Origin of the sequence: Noviherbaspirillum humi (genome assembly GCF_900188095.1) — a bacterium.
Lineage (GTDB): Bacteria > Pseudomonadota > Gammaproteobacteria > Burkholderiales > Burkholderiaceae_D > Noviherbaspirillum > Noviherbaspirillum humi.
The window spans coordinates 1-18,455 of record NZ_FZOT01000013.1 but is presented as its reverse complement, the minus strand read 5'-3'; the positions used below and the strand labels follow the sequence as shown (position 1 = coordinate 18,455).

The following is an 18,455-nucleotide window of genomic DNA, read 5'->3' as shown; positions in this document are numbered from 1 at the left end:
TTGCGGCGTGCGTACTCCTGCGATTGCTGGTGCCCCGCTTCCTCAGTTCGCCGCCGCGGGCAAGAAAGCGCCGAGACGCCTGCTCGGCTCGGGGCTCGCAGGCATTTGGCGGCGCGGCTAACGCGCCGCCACCGTCTCCTGCTCGAGCTGCATCCGCCATTGGCGCGCGAAAGCGAGCTTGGTGCTCGGGGCATGATCGCGCAGCAGTTTTTTCGTGAGGCGGCGCGCATGCTGCAGCAGCTCGGGATGGCGGGCATCGCGCGGATGCAGGCTGAAGCGGGTCAGCGGCCGGGCGGCGAGCAGCGGCAGCATCATGCTGTTCAGGCAGCGGGAAACGCCGCGTCCTATGCCGTTGCGGGCGGTGTAGACCAGGCTGGGCGCGGAGAGCGAGGGCCCGCCGGGCAGCAGGTGGAAGCGTCGCATGGTGGTGGTGTACTCGAACGAGGATTCGCGCAGGGCTTCCCAGGCGCCCTGGCCGAGCAGCCAGGCGGGCGCGACGAAGCCCCTCACCGGCCAGTCCCGCTCCCTGAACCAGGACAGCCCGAGCTGCAGCAGGTGCCGCGCCTGCGCCGCGTCGATGGCGGCGAACTCCCCTTCGCGCTCGGTGTACAGCTGGCGCAGGAAGCGGCCACGCCAGTCGGCCGGCGCCGGCCCCTGGTCCTGATGGGTATAGCCGTGCAGGGCCAGCTCATGACCCTGGCGCTGCAGCTGGTCCAGCCAGCGCTCGAAGCCGAGATTGCTTTCGCAGCCGTGGTAGCGCGGCACCACCAGCAGCGTGAGCGGGATGTCGGCCACCGAGCGCACCGCCTGCAGCAGCACCTGGCACTCGGCCATGGTGCGCGCCGAGACGTCGTGGATGGACAGGCAGAGCGTCTTCTTCTCAATCGGCGACATAGGACAGCCTGGCTTCGAGTTCGGCGCGCTGCTGGCTGGCCAGCAGGCCGGCATAGCGGTTCAGCAGTTGCGGGACGATGCGGTTCCAGTCGAACTGGTCGACGGCACGCTGGCGCGCCTGCTGTCCGAGCAGCGACAGGTCGCGCGAGAACAGGCCGGTGATGCCTTCGCACAGCGCATCGACGCTGTTCGGCGCCACTCGTATCCCGGTGTCATCGTTCACCAGCTCCGCCACGCCGCCGGCGCTGGTGCCGATCACCGGCAATCCGCAGGCCATCGCCTCCAGCACCACCAGGCCAAAGGTTTCGCAATCGCCCGGATGAACCAGCGCATCGCAGGAAGCCATCAGCTGGGCCAGCAGGCGCGGTTCGCGCTGGAAGGGAATCAGGGTGACCTGGCGCGAGCGCGGCAGCTCGTCGCCGCTGCCGATCAGCACCAGGTGATAGTTCTTCCCCAGCCGCCGCACCGCCTCGATCAGCAGGCCGAGCTTCTTTTCCGGGGTGAAGCGGCCGGCGTAGACCAGCAGGCGCACGTCCGGCTTGAGGCGCAGCTGCTCACGCAGCGAAGGGTCGCGGCGCTGCGGGCAGAAGGTCCAGGTATCGACGCCGAGCGGCTGCAGGATCGCATCGCGCACACCCATGTCATGCAGTTGGCGCACCATCATTTCGCTCGGCGCCAGCACCATGTCGAAGCGGCGATAAACCTGGGCGAGATAACGCCTGGCAAGGGTCTCGACCGCATGTCCGCAGCGCCGGCCGATGAGCTGCGGCATGTCGGAGTGATAGAAGGCCACCACCGGCACCTTGAGGCGACGACCGGCCCGCAGCGCCGCCCAGGCGCAATGGAAGGCATCGCCAGCTTCGATCAGGTCCGGCTGCAGCTGTCGCAGTACGCGCGCCGGATAGCCGACGCTGGTCGGCAGGCGGAAGGTGTCGACGCCGGGCACCGCCACGCCGGGGATGCGAATGAGGTCAGGCTGCCGGCTTCTGAGCGGGACGCTGGAACTGACGATGGTGTGCCGGAAATTGCCGTGACGCGCCAGCCAGCGCGCTTTCGCATTCAGGTAGGTACTGACGCCGCCGCCCTCGGCGGCATAGAACAACGTGATATCGACGAAGTGCACGGTCCGGGCTTGTTTTTGGGTTGTGCCCTACCTTACCGGAGGCAGGAAGACAGCGGCTTGCGTATTATCAAAGCGACAATACCGCAATGTCGCCACGCATCCGAAGCGGTTGAGGCGGGTTCAATCCACGCGCGTGTATCCGCCTGGCACGCCGCGCTTGGCCAGCACCCATTGCCAGAGCTGAATGTCGCGGGCGCGGAAGGCGCCGGCGCAGGAGTTCAGGTAGTAGCGCCACATGCGTCGGAAGCGCTCGCCGAGCTTGTCCGCAAAGCGCGGCCAGGCGGCCTCCACGTTCGCATGCCAGGCCATCAGCGTCTTGTCGTAGTCGGCGCCGAAATTGTGCAGGTCTTCGACCACGAACAGGCCGTCGACCGCGTCGCCGATCTGGCCGATCGAGGGCAGGTCGCCATTGGGGAAGATGTACTTGTCGACCCAGGCGTCGGTCACGCTGTCGCGCTGGTTCTTGCCGATGGTGTGCAGCAGGAACAGGCCGCCGTCGTCGAGGCAGCGCGCCGCCACTTCCATGTAGACCCGGTGGTTCTTGCGGCCCACGTGCTCGAACATGCCGACGCTGACGATGCGGTCGAACTTTTCGTTCACCTCGCGGTAATCCTGCAGGCGGAATTCCACCGGCAGCCCGGCATAGCGCCGGCGGCCCCATTCGGCCTGCTCCCTGGAAACCGTCAGGCCGACGCAATGCGCGCCATAGCGCTCGGCGGCGAAGCCCATGAAGCTGCCCCAGCCGCAGCCGATGTCGAGCACGCGCATGCCCGGCTGCAGGCCGATCTTGCGGCAGATGAGATCGAGTTTGGCTTCCTGCGCCTCTGCCAGGGTCTCCGCACGGCGCCAGTACCCGCAGGTATAGGTCATGCGCGGGTCGAGCATCGCTTCGTAGAAATCATTGCCCAGGTCGTAATGCGCCTCGCCCACCTGCCATGCCCGCTTCATGTTCTGCAGGTTGAACAGACGGGCCTTCAGCGTATCGACGATCACATGCAGCGGCTGCACGTGGTCCTGCAGCCGGGCGCGCAGCAGGCGATGGAAGAACTCGTCCATCTGCTTGACGTCCCAGTCGCCGTCCATATAGGCCTCGCCCAGGCCGAGATTGCCGTAGGCGAAGATGCGTTCGGGCAGCTGCGGCGAATGTACCTGCATGTCCCAGGGCCGGTTGCCGTTGACGCGGATATCCGCCTTCAGCAGCAGCGCTTCCATGCGCTGGAACACGGTCGACTCGCCATGGACGGCGGCGTCTGTGGACTGCCGGGACACTTCATTGAGCATGCAATTCTCCAGTGAGCTGGACAGCCGACCTGGCTGCGGTGCCGGTAAGCGGGCAAGCGCAGACAAATGAATGAATGGACTAGCAATGCCGATGGCTTTTTTATAACGACCGCCGAAAGATTCTGCCAAAAAAATAGGCACGACCTTTGATTTTGGTAAAGAGTGAAGTTTCTCCCCGGCATGAACGCCGGTCCTCACCGAACTTTCGAAATGGGGAATTCTCCAAGAAGCAAAACCCATGAGGAACCAGAGATGCCTATCGCCCAGTACACCCGCTCCACCGGCAAGCGCCTGACTTACACCATTGAATACGACCAGGCCGAGTACTTCATCCAGCGCGACGGCGAAATGAAAAAGTCGGTGCCCGATGTGCTGCAGTCGGCCATGGACCCTCATGAAGCAACGCCGGAATTGATGTTGAAAATGGCGCAGGCCGACATCGAAGCACTGAACGGGATGACGGAATAAAACCGAATTAACGGTCGGCAGCCGGCCCTGCTCCGCGTTTCGATTGAGCCGGTCGAGAAGCGCCGGGCAACGTTGATTTCCTTGCGCGTTTTATCAGGCTTATCCGCTTTATCAGGTTCATCGATTTCGTCAGTTTCTTGGAACTCATTAGCTTCACCGACTACCCGATCCCCGAGGTCGCGCGCTTTAACACCCGATGCGGTTAATACGTAAATGAACGAAGTGAAGCAATGGGACTGCTAGCAGCCATTTTGCGCACGGCAAGCGTCGCCCTGATCCTGCATGTGGCGCTGAGCCTGGGCATACCTTTTCTCCGGGATGCGTTCTATCCGGCGCTGCTTGTCGTCCGCCCTCGTCCTGACCATTTGCCTTCGCCGCTCTGGACCGCAACGCCTGCCAGGCTGCACGACACTTGGGGCGCCGTTCGAAGCGGCGGCCGGCATCATGAAGGCATCGACATCTTCGCGCGGCGCGGCACGCCGGTGCTGTCGACGACGGAGGGGCTGGTCCTGCGGGTCGGGCATAACAACCTGGGCGGCAAGATCGTGCTGGTGCTTGGCCCGGGCGGTCAGCGCCACTATTACGCACATCTCGACGGCTATGGCTGGGTGCGTTCCGGCCAGCGGGTAGAGGCTGGCACGGTGCTCGGCTACGTCGGCAACACGGGAAACGCCCACGCCACACCGCCGCATCTTCATTACGGCATCTATGCCGCCGGGCGCGCCATCAATCCCTATCCTTTGCTGCGCGGGTCGCGCGGCAATCGAGCAAGTCCACCATCGCCGCAGGAGAACCGCCATTTGTGACTACGATGCAATAATCAAATGATTTTTTGTTGGGTTCATAGCGTTTAAGTTTTGAATATACTTTGGCAACATCGATCAAGTTGCGGATCAATAAATTGTTGCCGCATGCCGAATGGTCCATTTTTCTGCATTCGCGGAACCCGCGACGGAATGCGGGTCGAACTTCGGCATGCGGGCATGGATGCGGGAAGGTGCCGAGAGCGGTCGGCGGATTCCCTGCCCAGCCGGTTTGGAAGCGCCCTATCTTTAACGAACGTCACCATCAGCGAGGTTGCCCATCATGACTGCACGCACCAATGTCCACCGGCTCCAGGTAGCCACCGTCCTGCACCGCTTCATCGAAAACAAGGTCCTGCCGGGCACCGGCATCGACAGCGCGAAATTCTGGGAAGGCTTCGACGCCATCGTGCATGAGATGGCGCCAAAGAACGTCTCCCTGCTCGCCGAGCGCGACCGCATCCAGGTCGAGATCGACCAGTGGCACCGTGCCCACCCGGGCCCGATCCAGGACATGCCGGCCTATCGTTCCTTTCTGCAGTCCATCGGTTACCTCGTGCCGCGGCCGGAAGGCGTGAAGGTCACCACCGAGAACGTGGATGCCGAGCTGGCGCTGCAGGCCGGCCCGCAGCTGGTGGTCCCCATCCTCAATGCCCGCTATGCCCTCAACGCGGCCAACGCGCGCTGGGGTTCGCTCTACGATGCTCTCTACGGCACCGACGCCATTCCCGAGACCGACGGCGCCACCCGCGCCGGCGGCTACAACCCGGCGCGCGGCGCCAAGGTGATCGCCTTCGCCCGCGACTTCCTCGACCAGTCCGCGCCGCTTGCCAAGGGCAGCCACAAGGACGCCACTGCCTACCGCGTCGACGGCAACAAGCTCGCCGTCGCCCTGAAGGACGGCAGCGTCACCGGCCTCGCCGACGAGAAGAAATTCGTTGGCTACCAGGGGCAGCCGGAACTGCCTTCTTCCATCCTGCTGATCAACAACGGCCTGCACATCGACATCCAGATCGACCGCAGCAAGGGCATCGGCAAGGATGATCCCGCCGGCGTGGCCGACGTGGTGCTGGAAGCGGCGCTTTCCACCATCCTCGACCTCGAAGACTCGGTCGCCGCCGTCGACGCCGACGACAAGGTGCAGGCCTACGCCAACTGGCTCGGCATCTTGCAGGCCAGCCTGGTGGAAGACGTCACCAAGGGCGGCAAGACCTTCACCCGCACGCTGAATCCGGACCGCCAGTACACCGCCGGCATCGGTGCCACCAGCGCCAAGGATGGCGTGGTCACCCTGCACGGCCGCTCCCTGCTCTTCCTGCGCAATGTCGGCCACCTGATGACCAACCCGGCCGTCCTGTACGAGGGCGACAAGGAGATACCGGAAGGCATCCTGGATGCGGTCGTCACCGTCGCCATCGCCCTGCACGACATCAAGCGCAAGGAAGGCCAGGCCATCGGCAATTCCCGCACCGGCTCGGTCTACATCGTCAAGCCGAAGATGCACGGCCCGAATGAAGTAGCCTTCGCCCGCGAACTGTTCGAGCGCGTCGAGCACCTGCTCGGCCTGCCGGCCAACACCGTCAAGCTCGGCATCATGGACGAGGAGCGCCGCACCAGCGTCAACCTCACCGCCTGCATCAAGGAAGCCGCGTCGCGTGTCGCCTTCATCAACACCGGCTTCCTCGACCGCACCGGCGACGAGATGCATACCGACATGCACGCCGGCCCGATGATGCGCAAGGGCGACATGAAGCAGAGCACCTGGCTCACCTCCTACGAGCGCAGCAACGTGCTGGTCGGCCTCTCCTGCGGCCTGCGCGGCCGCGCCCAGATCGGCAAGGGCATGTGGGCCATGCCAGACCTGATGGCGGCCATGCTGGAGCAGAAGATCGGCCATCCGAAGGCCGGTGCCAACACCGCCTGGGTGCCATCGCCCACCGCCGCCACCCTGCACGCCCTGCACTACCACAAGGTGAACGTGTCCCAGGTGCAGCAGGAACTGGAGAAAATCGACGCGCCCAAGGAAATCGAGAACCTGCTCAACGGCCTGCTCGACATCCCGGTCGTCGCCAACCCGAAATGGACGCCGGAAGAGATCCAGCAGGAACTCGACAACAACTGCCAGGGCATCCTCGGCTATGTGGTGCGCTGGGTCGAACAGGGCATCGGCTGCTCCAAGGTGCCGGACATCCACAACGTCGGCCTGATGGAGGACCGCGCGACGCTGCGCATCTCCAGCCAGCACATCGCCAACTGGCTGCTGCACGGCATCGTCACCGAAGCGCAGGTGAAGGAAACCCTGCAGCGCATGGCCAAGGTAGTGGACGCGCAGAACGACGGCGACCCCTTCTACAAGCCGATGGCGCCGGACTTCGACTCGTCCTATGCCTTCAAGGCCGCGAGCGATCTCGTCTTCAAGGGGCTGGAACAGCCGGCTGGCTACACCGAGCCGCTGCTGCACGCGTGGCGGTTGAAGGTGAAGGCGGCGACGGCGCGGTAAGCTATTTCGGATCTGATCGAATTAAGGGTCAAAGGGAATGGAGGACGTCTTGCCAGCTGCGAGCTGGTATAGACATCCCTCCACAAACAGACTCTTAAACAAATTGGCTCAGTAAAACAAAACGCCCTGACGGCTCATGCCGATTAGGGCGTTTTTACGGGATTTACCGCTCAGCTTTTTAACCCTTGCGGCGCCACTTACCGGTGTGGACTCATGCTGCCATCACATCGAATTTTTTGCAGCGGATAGCTCCCTGCGATTCGTCAGTCCGGAATCTGCGGCTCCACCAGTGTCGCCAGCTGCGCTAGCGATTCCTGCCAGCCGAGATAGCACATCTCCACTGGAATTATCTCCGGCACGCCTTCCTGGAAAATGCTGACTTCAGTCCCACAAATGACCTTCCTCAGGGACACCGTCGTCATCATTTCGCCCGGCATCTCCGGATTGTCGAACCTGTCCGTATAGCGGATGCGTTCGCCCGGCACCAACTCCAGGTACTCGCCACCGAAGGAATGCGTGTTTCCGGTGCCGAAGTTAGTGAACGACATGCGGAAGGTGCCGCCGATACGAGCATCCATCTGATGTACCTTGCAAGTGAACCCATACGGAGGAAGCCACTTGGCCATGGCATCGGGGTTCAAGAATGCGTTGTAGACGCGGTCCGGGCTGGTGCGGAGGACACGGTGGAGTTGAACGGTTCCTGTGGGCATGGTGTTGTCTAGTAAAAATTCTGAAAGTGAAAATTGAAGAATTTTAATGGGTTAGCTTGATGTTCCGCAGTGGATGATTACATGACATCGTCCAAAGCATTTCACACCAGGTTTTGAGGATAACCGCTTCTCACTAGCGCTTCAATTTAACTGAAAAAGGAATCAGCGCCTTTCAAATTGGCACGGTCACTGGCCCTTTCCTGAATGTCTAAGCAGGTAACGCTGGATCCATCCATCTAACAAACCCCTGGAACTTGCGAGTGCGAGGAAAAGCACATACATAAAGCGTCGAAACAACGTGAAACTCGTGTGCCGCCTTTCAATGCCTTTAATTTCCACGATTCAAGGTGCAGCAAGAATTGCCGAGATCTCTTTCCTAGAACCAGGAACAACCACGCCCTTTTCGTCCAGTTCTTCGCTTCGAATAGGGCCAAATCCCTTTGCTAACCACACGACTGAGGTCTTCCCGGTCGGAATGTACTTATCGGTAAGTTTACAAGTATTGAGAAATGCGCGGCCGGCAATAGTTAAGTCTTCATATCCGTTAAACGTGATAACTGCACCCTCGCTTCGCGTGGTGACGCTCGGAGGTGAATAAAGTGAATTATCGGTAGTGGTCCAGTTAATTTGTATGGTCTGGCCAACTGCTAGATCGAGAGGAATCTTAGCGCCATCAGAATAAACGCTGATGTTCATCGGTGCTATAGGTATAGCCAGTTGCTCCTATCCATTTCAAATACCCATCACCGATGGTTTGGTAAAAAGTCCCGAACCGAGTACCGTTGGGGCGATATTCCAATCTTCCGAAAGTGTCTTGACCGTTGAATTTTTCTTGAACGATCAAGTATTTGTATCCATCATTATTCCTGTAGCTTACTCCCGGGGTCAATTGCACACAGTCGACAAAACTAGAAGTGGCAGCCACGCTTACTGCAGAAGCAGTTGACGATTCAGTGCTACTCCCACCTCCTCCACATGCCGCAGTCAACATGCATGCCAATCCGGCAACAAACCGGTTTATTAATAGTTCTTGCTTTATATTTTTCATGTTTCTAAAGTTAGAAGAACACAATTTGGTAAAAGAGATCATTCAGTTCAACCCTTATTAATCCAAGTTAATAAATGGAAATTAGAATGATCCATACTATGTTACTTTTAGCGTTACCTGACTCATCTGTAAGCCGAATCGAGATTATAGAAATGTCATAGTGAAATAGAAGCGAGTAAGAATCGTGGATTAAAAACCTTTGTTCAATTGACATAATTAAAACACTTGCAGCGGTTAGCGGTGGTCTTCATTGTTTCTCGCTAAGTTTTGGATCGGTGACGGCTGTCAATAACGCATTGGCTTCAATAACAAATTTGGAACTACTACAGATCATGCTTGCGACAAACACGTCAACTTGGCAGCCGAACTCGGCGGTCACTACGAAAGCGGCTTCGATCTACCGCCTATTGAAGTCGTTGGCCAATTTGCTTTGTCGACCGGCGTCGCTGCATCCTGGTCGTTTTTGCGTTCTTGCGCTCTTGTGCTTCGTCATTGGTGATGACGATGGCCGCATAGTTAGTACCGCTTAAGTGACGCTGCTATTACTGCCGCTGGCGCCCAGGGCGATCGGCATGTTGGCGCCGCTGCGTCCGCCATTCGGCTTGCCGGCATCGATCAGGTCGACACCACCCGGTCCCTTGGACGCTGTCGGCGCGGTAGTCGGCATGGTTACCGATGTCGCTGTGGGTCAGCGTGACGGTTTTCAAGCGGTTCTGCTGGTTGTCGATAGCGGCCTGCGTGCTGCTGATGACGCCGCCCTTGAGATAGGTTTTGCCCTTGATGCTGAGTTGGAAGCCGCCGTCGTCAGCCCGTATGGCGGTCTGCCCGCCTACGCTGGCGTAGTCATAGATGATTGCACCTTTGAGGTAGGTGTCGCACCGCTGTCGATCCGCCGCTGGTTGCCAGCGGAAACATGAGCTTTAGTTCAGGTGACGTTGTTGCCTTGAGATTGTCCACAGGTCCCGCTGACGCCGATCTCCAAGGTGAAGCCGTTTTGCACACCACCCAATGCCAACGCGATGCTGCGGCGCTGTTCATACTGTGCAACTCCGAAGTGTTTTCGGCACCCAGCAGGTCGAGCCGGCTGTCGGCCACCAAGGTGAGGTCATTGCCCGCGCGGATTTGTGACGCTAGCCCGGTCGTAATTTCTGAACAATCAGTTCATCCCATAAAGGACACAAGCCAAGGCCTTCCATGTATGCGCTGAAATCAGTAAACGGTGAAACACCAATTTCTTTTAAAGCAAACCACGTTGCTTCACATTCCTGACAAACAAATATCTCTTCTCCATTTTTTTTTATCTGCGCTTTAACTATATCGCCCTGCTCACACCGAGGACACAGCATTTCTATTCCTTATTTATTGAATTGGGTAAGCGGTAATTATTTTATTGGTTCCAGGACGAACAATTATTTTAATATTGGTCTCACCAGCAGTACCGACAGCTCGCCCCATCGGAACAACATACGCACCTGGATCGTTTGGCAAAGGACTGCCTCTTGCTAACCACGCTTCATCAACCAACCCCAATACCTCTTTTCTATCAACGTTAAACACAATATGAGTTGTTTTGGTCGGATTCGGTTCAGCATGATCCAGAATATGCTGCACACGATTCCCATGCACTGATCCCGGTCCATAGTCAAGACCTGCTGGCGTTGTCCAAGTCTGGTTGCTTTTGTCATAAGTGAGCTCAACGACTTTTGACGCATTGCCTACCTCATTGGACTGCTTGACTGGAGAAGTCGGCTGCGGTCCAGAATCTCTGGATTGTTCAACCGTACCAATTTTCGATTTCGAAGCGTCCGCCAATGCACCATCTGTACTATATATCTTGTTTGCGGAAGCTGGCGTAGCTTCCTCTATGACCGCGCCGCCTCGAGTGCCACTTCGAATAGCGGCACCAGCCCGCTTACTACCCAAAGCCGCCGCCCCCATCTCCGGCCCGTACAACTCAAGCATGGCTCGCGCCCGTTCTAAGCCGATCGGCATGGCTTTTGCCATCGTTTCCGCCCGCTGCCGTGCATACGCTATGTCGCTTTGCTGGATTGCCAGCAACTTGTCGCCCAGGTCCGGCACGATGGTCTAAATCGATATTGGCTCGACCGTGTTGTAACTCCCCTTGGCTTCCCGATAGGTTTTCATGCAGCGGCCGAAGTCGTTCTCACAGGCTTGCTTCATCTTTTCGCTGTTCTCCAGCGATAGCGCCAGCGCCTCGGCGCTGACGCGTTTCACGCAAGCCGCATCGCCTTTGCAGTTCATGAGCTGTTGTCGGGCTTTGGATGCCTCGTTCTGCGTCAGGAAGTTGTTGTCCGTCGCTGCGATCGCTGCACTAGTAGCTGTGGCGGCCGCTGCCGGACTCGTGGTTGCTGCAACCCCGGTCACAATGGTGGCAATCAGATTGCGCTTGCGCTCCCGCTCGACATTGGTCTCGTTGTCCTTCTTCTCGAACAGGTTCGTCAGCAAGCTGGAGCTGGCCGCGCCCATGGCGCCCGCTCCGCAGCTTTGATTGCCGGCCGCCGCTCCGGCGCAGGCAACGATGGCATGCATGGCGGCATGCTCGGGGCTGCCTTCTATCAATTTTTTGTCTTGCACCAGCTGGCCGATATAGCTCGCCCCCTGCTGCTGTAGGTAGTTCGCCACCGCACTATTGACCATCTCGCCGCTGGCGCCGGTGACGTTGCCGCTGGCCGCCGCCGTGATCGCCGTGGCCCATTGCCGGCTCTTGCCGCCCGGGCCCCAGTCGGCTTCGATCTGGTTGGCCTGGGCTAACAGCTCGTTGCGCTGCTCATTGTTCAGCTTCGGGTCCTTGGCGGCTTCTTTGAGTGCATCGGCTTCAGCGGCCTTGTTGGCCACATAGGTACCAACCTGCCGCCCGAACTCGCCCGTCACCGTGAAGGCAGCGTCGATCTCCTGCTTGTTGAAGTCGTTGGCCAGCTTGCTGCTGGTGTCGCGGCCGGTGACGACATCGCGATTCAGCTTGGCAATCGTCGTGGCGGCGTCCTGGCCGGTCTTGCGCTTTTGCGCTTCTTCATCGGTGATGATGATTTCCGCACCGCTGATGCCGCTTCGTGTGATGCCGAGGTTGCCGGTGCTCCGCAGCCAGTATGGCAGCCGGCTTTTTGGTATGTTGAGAGTGACCTTGAGAACTTAACAAGCTCGATTACAAGTCGTACTTGTTGATTACCTCATCTATCTCTGCAGCACGGTCAGGATGAGCCTTTCTAAAATTTTCCAATGTTTCTCTGACGAGTCGTTTTACGGTAGCTTCATCGTAATCGCCTTCACATGGATCGAGGCCACTCATTTCCGCGTACGTCCAAGCGTAATAGCGATATGTTCCATCATCCTGTTTTTCGCGATACCAGACCCAGCCTGGGTCTCCCCCTCCAGGGGCAAGTGGGTCATCAGTAAATATCCCTCGAAGGAAGTAATCCAAGGGCTGGTAGGGTAAAGCGTTTCCGACGCAATAAAGCAATGGCAAGAGGGTATGTGAGTCGTTTTCCGAGTCCCACCAAGTATAGTTACCGCCAATCTGCTTTTCTGTTACTTTTTTCCAGATCATTCAGTTACCCGTTTTGGATCGATTGGAAATGCAGTTGGAATAGAAGCATTCCCACTTTTAATACTTATAGGAACTCGAAATGTGACACCACCAACCTCAACGTTCTGGATCGGATTTTTATTTATCCCCCATTGCACGATTGCTCTACTTGCTGCCTCACTTGCCATATCTGCCATCTTCGCATCGGAATAAACCGCAGGATCATATACCGTCTTCGGCTGGACCTTTCCACCAGGTAGCTGATACTCCACTTGATATATTCCAGGTGCCAGTTCATCCCTTTTTAAAATCTGTGCCCCTGTTCTCTTCACAAGAGCATCAAAGTTATCCATGTTATGTCCTCCTGAAATGACCTTACTCTTTCCTGATCCTATAATCTCGGCTTCAATCAAATGTTTTGCTAGAGGTGCTTCAGTAACTGGTGTACCTGGCTTGACAGCTCCATCGCGCGGCCGTACCGGGATCTGGCCGGCATAGTCGGCCTCCGGCAGTTGGGTCGTGGCTTGTAGCTCTACTTGCCCCTTTTTCAGTGCATCAGCTTCCGCCTTAATGGCGGCCTGCTTCGCCACTGACTGCGCTAACCTCTCTCCCCCAACCTGTACAAGCTTGGCTGAAACTATTGCCGCTCCGCCTCCTATGCTCAAGGCGTCCACTAGCGCTTCGCCGCGTACTGTCGGATCGTCGCTACTGAGTCTTGCCTTGATATCCGACGGCAAGTTTTCGATACCCTTGGCTATACCAATGGCAGAGTCAACCAAGCCCTTTTCCATTATGGTCTTGGTAAGCGAATAGCTGCCTACTCCTACGCCAACGACCATACCCGGCGGAGTCAGCTTGAGCAAGCCTTTGCCTATGCCAAACAGGTAAGGATTATCCGCACGCTGCCCGTACAGGTACGCCATTTCATTGACTTCGCGCCTCTCGCCGGCAACTGATCCCGTAACGTCAGACTTCGCGTCGTAACCCGCATAGCTCGCCTTGGCATATTGAATTGCGGCATTCCAGCTTTGGCAGGCGGGACTGGACGGTGTGGTACAAGCGGCCTTGATCTGTTCGTCTCGCCAAGTATCCAGCTTGTTCCATTCATCGACCTCTTTACTTACTTGTTGACGGCAATTGTCATCCTTACACTGCAGCAGCTTTTGCTTGGCCTCTTCCCGCTTTGATGCCTCCTGGTGTAGCAAAAAGTTGTTGGTCGTTTGGGTCAGGCCACTGGCTGCACCGATTTGCCCACCCAACGCAGCGCCCACTGCAGTGCCAGTAACAGCGATAAGTCCCCGCTTGACTGTGGTTGGAACATCAAGCTTATTGATGTCTTCAGCAATGACCGGTACAAGAGCCGCACTGCTACCTGCTCCGATCGCACCAGCGGCGCCACCTCCCAAGGCCCCAGAAGCCGTGTGCAGCGCGATCCGTGCCTTGCCCCCCTCCTTCCAGTCGTTCTCCAGTTGCTCGGCCTCTGCCCTCAACGACGCCTGCTTTGCCGTACTCGCTTCGCTGGCAGCCTGCTGCCGCTTGTCATTTGCTTCACGCAGCTTGCTTTCGGCATAGGTGCCTACCACCTTGGGGCCTTCGCGGCTGAGCGTTTGTGTGATAGTCACCTGCGCGTCGACTTCGCCTTCTACCCGCTTGGCGTCAAAGATAGGCTTGATAGCCGCGGTGGTATTCATGCCGGTGCTCACCCCGATGCCGGCTTTCGTCACCGTAGTCTGGCTGTTACTGTCGCTTCCCATGCCGACCGACACGCCCGGCTTGAAGCCGGCAGCGCCGGAGATGCCGCCGCCGATGCCGATACTGGTGCCGCTGGCGTCGTATTGCGCTTGGTTGACGATGTCGATCTGCGTGACCTTGCCTTCGGCCTTGAACTTGCCCTTGCCTTCGGCCAGGGCTTGGTCGCTGGCGGCGATGACGGCGCCGGTGAGCGTGGCATTGCCCTTGACGTGGATGTCGTAGCCGTCTTCGCCGGCGATGATGCCGGTCTGTTCCCGCACGCTGGCGTAGTCGCTGTCGACCTTGCGGTCGCTGAGGTTGAGGCTGCCACCTGCGCCGGCCGTGCCGACGGTGAGGCTGCCGCCGATACTGTTCTGCCGGCTGCTGTAGCGGCTGGTGTCTTGCAGGCTTTCCAGCTTGAGATTGCCGCCGATGTCGGCCGTGACTTTCTTGCCGGCCACGACCGCGCCGGTCAGGTCAGCATCGCCACCGCTTTTCAGGATGACCTGGTTGCCTGCTTGTACGTGGGTGTTGACCTGGGTGACATCGCTGCCGGCGGCATTGCCACGGGCGCGGCTGACGCTGCTAGTGATGCCAATGCCGCCTTGGGTGCCCATCGATACGCCGAGGCTGCCGCTGCGACTGCTATTGCTGCTGCGCTCATCAGCTATGTTCTGCGCAGCAAGCAGGTTGATGATGTTGTCGGCTTCGAGCACCGCCTTGTTGCCGGCGCTGATGGTGCTGCCGGTGATGGTCAGGATGCTTTCCTTGCCGTCGCCGGTGACGGCGAGCCGGACATTGCCGCCGGCGGCGATGGTGGAGCCGACGGCGGTGCGGCTGTTCTGGGTGGCTTGGCTGTTGCTGCTGGCGCTGCTGTAAGCGATGCTGACATTGATGCCGCCTAGCTTGTCGGCGGCGGTGGCGTCACGGGTCTGGGGCGTGCCGTCGGCATTGGTCTGACCTGTGAGTAGTTGGTTGTCACGTCCGTCTATGGCGCTGCCTTGGCCTCGCTGCACGGCGTCGTAGGCGTTGTACCCGGCAGCCGCAGCTGCTGCCACCGCGGCGGCTTTGGTGCGACCGCTGCTGGTCTTGCCGGCAGCATCGGCGACTTGGCCAACACTTTGGGCGGCATCGAGCACCGGTGTGCTGACCGAGACGGTGAGCCCCGATTGCGAGAACCGGCTTTCCTGGCGAGCAGCGTTGTTGTTCTCAGCGGCATTGATGACAATGCGGCGCGCGGCGATGTCGATGTCGCCTTTTTCAGCCAAGACCTGGCTGCCGGTCTGCGTGTAGGTCTTGCCGGCGTCGACCATGACGTTGCCGCTTAGACTGACGATGGCCGAACCGGATTGGGTAATGGCCTTGTCTTCGCTTTGCTGGTTGAGTTGTCGCTGCCCCAGCGTCAACGAGGCGCCGCCGCTACCAAACAATCCGGATTTCTTTTCGTCAAAGACGCTGGTGCGCTCGCTGGTATTGGTGGCCGTCGTGATGTCAACATTGCCGCCGGCGACGATGTTGACGTCACCCTCGCCGGCAATGCCGCTGCCGGCCACCTTGATGTCGCGCCCGGCTTGCACCACGACGGTGTTGCCGGAGACGGCGCTGCCCTGTGCCTGGTTCAGCGTGGTGCTGGTGGCCCGGGTGGTGGCGGTGGAGGAGAACAGGCCGCTGCTCTTGGTGTAGCGTTCATCGACGGCCGCCTGCCGGGTGGCGGCGGCGTTGATGGTGACATCGTTGGCGGCAATGAGAGCCGCGCGGCCCTGCTCGGTGTTGAGGTTGGATCCGGTGATGCTGAGATTGCCGCTGCCGGCCTGGCTGTTGCCGGTGGCGCGCAGGGTGAGGTTGTTGCCGGCCTGGATGTCGGTGCCGACCAGGGTTTCATTGTCGCGGGCGAAGCGGTTGTAGCTCTTCTCGCCGATGACTTGCATGTCGCTTGCCGTGCGGTTGACGGCGGCATTGATGGTAATGTTCTGCGCCTGCACCGTGACATCGGCGCTTTTGACCTGGGTGCCGGTGAGGCGGGCGTCGCCGTCGGCCACCAGCACGGCGTTGCCGCCGCTTTCGAATACCGAACCCTGATGGCGGGTGCTGGCCTCGTCAATATAGCCGCTGCGGCCCTGCACGGTGCGGCCGGTACTTTCCTTGCTGTGGAGCTGGGACTCGGCGGTGGCGGTATCGGCCACCAGATGGCGCTTGGCGGAAACCAGCAGGTCGCCGTCGGACTTGACCACGCTGCCGCTGGCGAGCAGGTCGCGCCCGGCGGCCATGCTGACGCTGCCGCCTTGCACGGTGGCGGTGCGCTGCAGCGTGGTGCCGGTGCTGGTGCCGTCCTTGCTGACGCTGCTCAGAGTTTGGGTTTGCAGAACAATGTCGCGCCCGGCAGACAGGCGCACCTTGCTGCCGGCGCCGACGCCTTCGATGGTGCCGGAGAGGTTTTTCAGGTTGTTATTGGCGCGCAGCAGGACGTCCTGGCCGGCGATGCGGCCGCTGGTGTTGGTGAGGTCGCGGTCGGCGAGAATGGCGACCCGGTCGCCGGCGATGGTGCCGCTGTTGACGATATCCCCGGGGCTCCTGATCACCACGTCGGTGGCGGCGATGAGCGCGCCGCCGGGGCGCACGTCGCCGGCTGCCGGGCGGCGCAGGTAGACCTGCGGCACCAGCACTTGCTGGGTGCTGCCGTCGGGTAGCGTCACCGTCTGCGCTACCAGCAGCACCATGTCGGTGCTCAGCTGCGCCATCTGCTCGGCGGTCAATGCCACGCCGGGAGTGAGCTGGTACTGGCGGGCATAGGCCACGCCGGCATCCATCAGCGCCCGGTATTCGTCTTCGGTGCTGGCATAGCCGGAGAGGTAGCGCCGCCCGGTGAGGGCCAGGATCTGGTCATTGACGAGCTTCTGCTCGACGAAGCCGTCGCCGTAGCGCTTGAGCGAGCGCTCGGGGTCGCGGTTCAGCGCTTGCAGGTAGTAGTCGGAGGAGAGGAAGTCGCGCTGGCTGGTGAAGCGTGGATCGGTTTCGACGAGGTGGCGGGCAGATGGCGCGGCTTGCAGCTGGAACAAGCTGTTCTGCGGCACTGTCAACACCGGGACGGTTACGTCGATGGGTGCTGGATTGATCGATGGATGGGTGTTGCCTGTTGCCTGCAGCGCGGTGGCAGCGACCGATTGATCAGCAGCGGCCCTGCCGACGACGAGATTGCGGGTGACGGTGGGGTTGGCAGCGTAGGCTACGTACTCGACGGTGGGAAGACTAAATTTAACTTTGTCGGGAGACTGCTCATAAATTTGCGGAGGATCCCAATCGCGGCAATGATCAATTCCATGACAAGGATTTACTTCCGTGAATTGTCTGGTACCGCTGTACTCGGTTTTTTCCAAACCTTGCGTGGCAAGGTTGTCTACGCCAAGCGTCGCAACCAGTTTGCCGCCCGCAACCACGCGACTATCTTGATTGATTGCCTTCCCGGTAGTCGTCATGCTCAGGCCCGAAAGCAGTTCTCCGGGAGCAGTGCTGACTACTTGGGTACGGGTGGTGGTGGAATTAATCTTGAACCATGTGTAGTCCTCAAAACTTTCAACAAGATTGTCGTGATTGACTTCGGCGTTGTAGGCAGTGATCTTGGTGTCCAGCTCGGAGAGCCGCGCATTATTGGCCACGATCCATGCGTCCATGTCAGCGTGCCATTGAATGCATCCCGGCGACAGAATTTCGCTTGGCCCATTGTCACCGCTATATTGCGTGCAGCCGCCAGCCGGCGGCTCAGGCGGAGGCGTTCCCACCGTAGCCACTTGGAATTTTGTAAATACAGGCGAGTTCCAATCGTAGTTCGGCGTGCTGGTGCAGACTTGCCCGTCGTCCCCGCCTCCCTTGCAGACCGTAGAGAACGCTTGGGGAAGCGTGCTGCGCTTTCCATATTTATCAGGGTAGACAATACATTCATTGTCATCCTGGTCACCGCCGATTCCTTTGCACCGGTCTTTGACTGGATACTCGTTCCCCGTATTTTTGACCCGGACCTTTTCCTCATACCCCGTCCCCACCACCACCTCGGCCGTCGTCAACCTGTCATTCCGGTTGGTGACCGTGTTGGCGGCAATCTTCAAGTCGCCTCCCGCTTCGATCCGGCTGGAGGCGTTGGTCAGCGTCTGCATCGTGCCCTGCACCTGCCCGCCGACGATGGCGCCGCCGATCGTGATGTCGCCCAGGCTGTAGATCAGTCCGCCATTCGTATTGTTGAGGGTCTGCGCGCCGATCAGCAGGGTGTCGCGGGCGGCGATGGTGCCGGTACCGCTGTTGTTGATGGTGTTGCCGCTGATTGCCAACACGTCGCCGTAGATGCGGCCGGTGTTGTTGGTG

16 protein-coding genes are annotated in these 18,455 nt (G+C 59.5%); 4 read left to right on the top strand and 12 right to left on the bottom strand.

Annotation, left to right across the window (positions count from 1 at the left end; translation table 11 throughout):
- Positions 1-117: 117 nt before the first annotated feature.
- From CHB88_RS16900 to cfa, 3 genes are all read right to left on the bottom strand, one after another.
- Complete coding sequence (locus CHB88_RS16900; RefSeq protein ID WP_089400518.1) at positions 118-894, bottom strand: DUF2334 domain-containing protein; 777 nt, start codon at positions 892-894, stop codon at positions 118-120.
- Complete coding sequence (locus tag CHB88_RS16895; protein ID WP_176442522.1) at positions 881-2,017, bottom strand: glycosyltransferase; 1,137 nt, start codon at positions 2,015-2,017, stop codon at positions 881-883. Before CHB88_RS16895 ends, CHB88_RS16900 begins: the two co-directional genes overlap by 14 nt.
- A gap of 120 nt (positions 2,018-2,137) precedes the next feature.
- Positions 2,138-3,298 (bottom strand): cyclopropane fatty acyl phospholipid synthase, encoded by a 1,161-nt coding sequence (gene cfa / locus CHB88_RS16890; RefSeq protein WP_089400516.1) that lies wholly within the window; start codon positions 3,296-3,298, stop codon positions 2,138-2,140.
- 252 nt (positions 3,299-3,550) lie between these two features.
- Between cfa and CHB88_RS16885 the strand changes: the two genes are divergently transcribed.
- From CHB88_RS16885 to CHB88_RS16875, 3 genes are all read left to right on the top strand, one after another.
- Complete coding sequence (locus CHB88_RS16885; RefSeq protein WP_089400515.1) at positions 3,551-3,766, top strand: hypothetical protein; 216 nt, start codon at positions 3,551-3,553, stop codon at positions 3,764-3,766.
- 230 nt (positions 3,767-3,996) lie between these two features.
- Positions 3,997-4,572 (top strand): M23 family metallopeptidase, encoded by a 576-nt coding sequence (locus CHB88_RS16880; RefSeq protein ID WP_089400514.1) that lies wholly within the window; start codon positions 3,997-3,999, stop codon positions 4,570-4,572.
- A gap of 280 nt (positions 4,573-4,852) precedes the next feature.
- Positions 4,853-7,069 carry a malate synthase G gene (locus CHB88_RS16875; protein ID WP_089400621.1) on the top strand — a complete coding sequence of 739 codons (2,217 nt, stop codon included), beginning with the start codon at positions 4,853-4,855 and terminating at the stop codon, positions 7,067-7,069.
- A 263-nt stretch (positions 7,070-7,332) separates the two neighbouring features.
- Here the strand turns inward: CHB88_RS16875 and CHB88_RS16870 are convergent, their stop codons facing one another.
- The 4 genes from CHB88_RS16870 to CHB88_RS25210 all read right to left on the bottom strand — a co-directional run bounded on the left by CHB88_RS16870 (position 7,333) and on the right by CHB88_RS25210 (position 9,494).
- On the bottom strand, positions 7,333-7,779 hold the full coding sequence (locus CHB88_RS16870; RefSeq protein ID WP_089400513.1) for an SRPBCC family protein: 447 nt from the start codon (positions 7,777-7,779) through the stop codon (positions 7,333-7,335).
- A 342-nt stretch (positions 7,780-8,121) separates the two neighbouring features.
- On the bottom strand, positions 8,122-8,475 hold the full coding sequence (locus CHB88_RS24645; protein ID WP_143131326.1) for a hypothetical protein: 354 nt from the start codon (positions 8,473-8,475) through the stop codon (positions 8,122-8,124).
- Positions 8,453-8,869, bottom strand: coding sequence for a hypothetical protein (locus CHB88_RS24640; protein ID WP_176442521.1), 417 nt, complete (start codon positions 8,867-8,869; stop codon positions 8,453-8,455). The genes CHB88_RS24645 and CHB88_RS24640 overlap by 23 nt, the downstream gene beginning before the upstream one ends.
- Positions 8,870-9,353: 484 nt before the next feature.
- Positions 9,354-9,494 carry a hypothetical protein gene (locus CHB88_RS25210; RefSeq protein WP_176442520.1) on the bottom strand — a complete coding sequence of 47 codons (141 nt, stop codon included), beginning with the start codon at positions 9,492-9,494 and terminating at the stop codon, positions 9,354-9,356.
- Here CHB88_RS25210 and CHB88_RS16865 point away from each other — a divergent pair.
- On the top strand, positions 9,493-9,744 hold the full coding sequence (locus tag CHB88_RS16865; protein ID WP_089400512.1) for a hypothetical protein: 252 nt from the start codon (positions 9,493-9,495) through the stop codon (positions 9,742-9,744). The two genes, CHB88_RS25210 and CHB88_RS16865, sit on opposite strands and share 2 nt — an antisense overlap.
- 213 nt (positions 9,745-9,957) lie before the next feature.
- On the opposite strand, the gene CHB88_RS16860 is transcribed toward CHB88_RS16865, so the two are convergent.
- The 5 genes from CHB88_RS16860 to CHB88_RS16840 form a co-directional block, all read right to left on the bottom strand.
- The gene (locus tag CHB88_RS16860) at positions 9,958-10,173 is read right to left on the bottom strand and encodes a zf-TFIIB domain-containing protein (protein WP_089400511.1); all 216 of its coding nucleotides are present in this window, start codon (positions 10,171-10,173) and stop codon (positions 9,958-9,960) included.
- 13 nt (positions 10,174-10,186) lie between these two features.
- Positions 10,187-10,831 (bottom strand): pretoxin, encoded by a 645-nt coding sequence (locus tag CHB88_RS25205; RefSeq protein WP_176442519.1) that lies wholly within the window; start codon positions 10,829-10,831, stop codon positions 10,187-10,189.
- 81 nt (positions 10,832-10,912) lie between these two features.
- Complete coding sequence (locus CHB88_RS16850; RefSeq protein ID WP_089400510.1) at positions 10,913-11,719, bottom strand: DUF637 domain-containing protein; 807 nt, start codon at positions 11,717-11,719, stop codon at positions 10,913-10,915.
- A 271-nt stretch (positions 11,720-11,990) separates the two neighbouring features.
- Positions 11,991-12,392: a hypothetical protein gene (locus CHB88_RS16845; protein ID WP_217900187.1), complete on the bottom strand. Its 402-nt coding sequence runs from the start codon at positions 12,390-12,392 to the stop codon at positions 11,991-11,993.
- Entirely contained in the window at positions 12,389-18,421 is a 6,033-nt protein-coding gene (locus tag CHB88_RS16840) for a hemagglutinin repeat-containing protein (RefSeq protein ID WP_217900186.1), read from the bottom strand. Before CHB88_RS16840 ends, CHB88_RS16845 begins: the two co-directional genes overlap by 4 nt.
- Positions 18,422-18,455 lie beyond the last annotated feature (34 nt).

Bases quoted from the DNA above. Each gene is read 5' to 3' on its own strand.
- cfa (WP_089400516.1), bottom strand. From the start codon at position 3,298: ATGCTCAATGAAGTGTCCCGGCAGTCCACAGACGCCGCCGTCCATGGC.
- CHB88_RS16870 (WP_089400513.1), bottom strand. From the start codon at position 7,779: ATGCCCACAGGAACCGTTCAACTCCACCGTGTCCTCCGCACCAGCCCG.
- CHB88_RS16860 (WP_089400511.1), bottom strand. From the start codon at position 10,173: ATGCTGTGTCCTCGGTGTGAGCAGGGCGATATAGTTAAAGCGCAGATA.
- CHB88_RS25210 (WP_176442520.1), bottom strand. From the start codon at position 9,494: ATGCCGACTACCGCGCCGACAGCGTCCAAGGGACCGGGTGGTGTCGAC.
- CHB88_RS16845 (WP_217900187.1), bottom strand. From the start codon at position 12,392: ATGATCTGGAAAAAAGTAACAGAAAAGCAGATTGGCGGTAACTATACT.
- CHB88_RS16875 (WP_089400621.1), top strand. From the start codon at position 4,853: ATGACTGCACGCACCAATGTCCACCGGCTCCAGGTAGCCACCGTCCTG.
- CHB88_RS16865 (WP_089400512.1), top strand. From the start codon at position 9,493: ATGGTTACCGATGTCGCTGTGGGTCAGCGTGACGGTTTTCAAGCGGTT.
- CHB88_RS24645 (WP_143131326.1), bottom strand. From the start codon at position 8,475: ATGAACATCAGCGTTTATTCTGATGGCGCTAAGATTCCTCTCGATCTA.
- CHB88_RS24640 (WP_176442521.1), bottom strand. From the start codon at position 8,869: ATGATCTCTTTTACCAAATTGTGTTCTTCTAACTTTAGAAACATGAAA.
- CHB88_RS16880 (WP_089400514.1), top strand. From the start codon at position 3,997: ATGGGACTGCTAGCAGCCATTTTGCGCACGGCAAGCGTCGCCCTGATC.
- CHB88_RS16900 (WP_089400518.1), bottom strand. From the start codon at position 894: ATGTCGCCGATTGAGAAGAAGACGCTCTGCCTGTCCATCCACGACGTC.
- CHB88_RS16885 (WP_089400515.1), top strand. From the start codon at position 3,551: ATGCCTATCGCCCAGTACACCCGCTCCACCGGCAAGCGCCTGACTTAC.
- CHB88_RS25205 (WP_176442519.1), bottom strand. From the start codon at position 10,831: ATGGCAAAAGCCATGCCGATCGGCTTAGAACGGGCGCGAGCCATGCTT.